The following is a 2,214-nucleotide window of genomic DNA, read 5'->3' as shown; positions in this document are numbered from 1 at the left end:
AATTCTGATGATGCTGGGTTAGATGCGATCGCCTTCAATTCTCCCCATCGATGTTCTATAGCATTGACGGGTACGAGAGGGGGAGGGCAATGCTATAGAACAGGGGCCAGGGGGAGAGGGAGGGGGAGAGTTGCGATCGCACCCAAGATTCCCCAGGAGCGATCGCACTCAAGACCTGGATCAAACAATCTCTAAGCGTTCTTTCAGCAGAGACCACCCCAAACGGGACAGATGCCCGTGGGAATCAGCCCAAAAATCTGACTGATTCGGATCCAACCAATCTAAGTCAATGCAGGGTTCTAGTGCAGAAGTGCAAAAGAACATAACCAGCTATAATAAGAGAAAGAGGCAGAGGGACCCCTATCAGGGGCCACGCCCAAGTTCTATCTCGACTTAATCAATCATGCCTACTCCAAAAGCCAAAGTCTGTACAGTATCTCCAAGGCAACATCAGTTACTAGAACAAATATCGCGCAAAGCAACTAATCCACATCGATTAGTACAAAGGGCCAAATTAGTTTTGTTGGCGGCTGATGGAATTAATAACAGCGAAATTTCTGACCAATTGCAAATGAACCGGAATCAAGTTCGGATGTGGCGCTCCCGATGGGCTGACGCCTCAGCTACACTAGAGATAGCAGAAACCACAGAAATTAGCGATAAAAAATTAATTCAACTGATTATAGATATTTTAAGTGATCAACCCCGTCCAGGTAAGCCCCCCACATTTACCGTAGATGATATTGTCCAAATTGTTGCAGTTGCCTGTGAACATCCTTCCCTAAGTCAGCGCCCAATCAATGAATGGACCCACCAAGAACTGGCATCCGAAGTCGTTAAAAGAGGAATAGTCAAAGAAATTTCCCGCCGAGCGCGTGGGGCGTTTTTTAAAATGAGGCGGATCTTCAACCTCACCGCTCTCAATACTGGCTAAATACAACCCCTAAAGATAGAGAAGCATTTCAAGAGCAAGTAAAAAACGTTTGTGAACTACACCATAATGCATCAAAATTGGCCGAAAATGGCATCCATTTGATTAGTACCGATGAAATGACGGGAATTCAAGCATTAGAAAGAGCTTACCCGACTAAATCGATGATTCCCGGACAAGTAAAACGGATAGAGTTCGAGTACATCCGACATGGAACGTTAACTTTAATAGCCAATTGGGATATTGCCTCATGACAAGTTATAGAACCCTCTATTGGTCCGAGGCGTACTGAGATAGATTTTGTCAACCACATCGAGCAGACAATTGATAAGGACCCTGAAGCAGGCTGGATTTTTATTGTTGACCAACTGAATACTCATAGGAGTGAATCTTTAGTTCAGTTGGTAGCCGAGCGCTGTCAGATAAATACCGACCTGGGTGTTAAAGGGAAAAAAGGAATTTTGGCATCGATGAAAACTCGCTGGTGCTTTTTTAAGTGACCCCACCCATCGAATTCGTTTTGTGTATTTGCCCAAACACACATCCTGGTTAAACCAGATTGAATGTTGGTTCAGTATCTTGACCCGTCGCCTTTTAAAACGCGGAGAATTCACTTCGACCTTTGACCTATCTGAGCAAATTCTTAAGTTTATCGATTACTTCAACCGAACGAGCGCCAAACCATTCTTATGGAAATTTGAAGGCTTCAAGGAGTCTAAATAGACTGGCTATTTATTTTTGCACGTCTGTTCTAGTTTTTTCAGTTCTGGGTATGCCCGGAACGAGAAAGGAATCTTAGAACCCAAAAACCTGCTAACCACTGGAACCAAATAAACACTCGGGTAAGCTCCCATGATTCCGGTAACAATCTCTAAGTAATTTTGCAGTAAAGCTTTCCTGTCCGGTTGTTTCACCGAGATATAGTGGAGATTCCCAACACAGTAACGCTGTTCTGGCTCAAACTCCATAAACCGCTCAGTCCATGCCAGACCCATCTAGGGGGTAATCTCTGGCAATTTAATCGCCCCGTGCATTTCGGTAGAGGGGAACAGGAAGATGCGATCGCACCGGGGGAATACCAAATCCAACCCTCGGATTAACTCGCTGTCATTGATTGGTAAACCGGGGACCGTGTAATTGGCCTATCCAGAAAACATCCATTGAGTCTCGGGGAATTTGAGGGTAGCGCTGGAGTCCCCAACTAGAGCGCGGGTCAAAACCTTGTCTTTGTTAAATCCGTCCAATGACCGGAGTTCCCCGGTTTCATCAATTCTAAAATTTAG

Annotated in this window: 6 protein-coding genes; all 6 read left to right on the top strand. The window is 45.0% G+C overall.

What is annotated here, in order from left to right:
• The coding region (locus NG833_RS24220; protein WP_254567838.1) for a hypothetical protein at positions 1-195 on the top strand (195 nt) is incomplete at its 5' end.
• A 208-nt stretch (positions 196-403) separates the two neighbouring features.
• On the top strand, positions 404-934 hold the full coding sequence (locus NG833_RS24215; RefSeq protein WP_254567837.1) for a helix-turn-helix domain-containing protein: 531 nt from the start codon (positions 404-406) through the stop codon (positions 932-934).
• Between the two features lie 77 nt (positions 935-1,011).
• Positions 1,012-1,185: a hypothetical protein gene (locus tag NG833_RS24210; RefSeq protein WP_254567836.1), complete on the top strand. Its 174-nt coding sequence runs from the start codon at positions 1,012-1,014 to the stop codon at positions 1,183-1,185.
• Positions 1,186-1,191: 6 nt separating this feature from the next.
• On the top strand, positions 1,192-1,431 hold the full coding sequence (locus NG833_RS31035; RefSeq protein WP_375293945.1) for a transposase: 240 nt from the start codon (positions 1,192-1,194) through the stop codon (positions 1,429-1,431).
• A gap of 22 nt (positions 1,432-1,453) precedes the next feature.
• Positions 1,454-1,654: a hypothetical protein gene (locus tag NG833_RS31030; protein WP_375293944.1), complete on the top strand. Its 201-nt coding sequence runs from the start codon at positions 1,454-1,456 to the stop codon at positions 1,652-1,654.
• 200 nt (positions 1,655-1,854) lie between these two features.
• Positions 1,855-2,031, top strand: coding sequence for a hypothetical protein (locus tag NG833_RS24205; RefSeq protein WP_254567835.1), 177 nt, complete (start codon positions 1,855-1,857; stop codon positions 2,029-2,031).
• Positions 2,032-2,214 lie beyond the last annotated feature (183 nt).

Source organism: Oscillatoria sp. HE19RPO, from assembly GCF_024220515.1.
Taxonomy (GTDB): domain Bacteria; phylum Cyanobacteriota; class Cyanobacteriia; order Cyanobacteriales; family Laspinemataceae; genus Laspinema.
The sequence above is the reverse complement of the archived record's forward strand: the minus strand, read 5'-3'. Positions and strand labels throughout refer to the sequence as shown.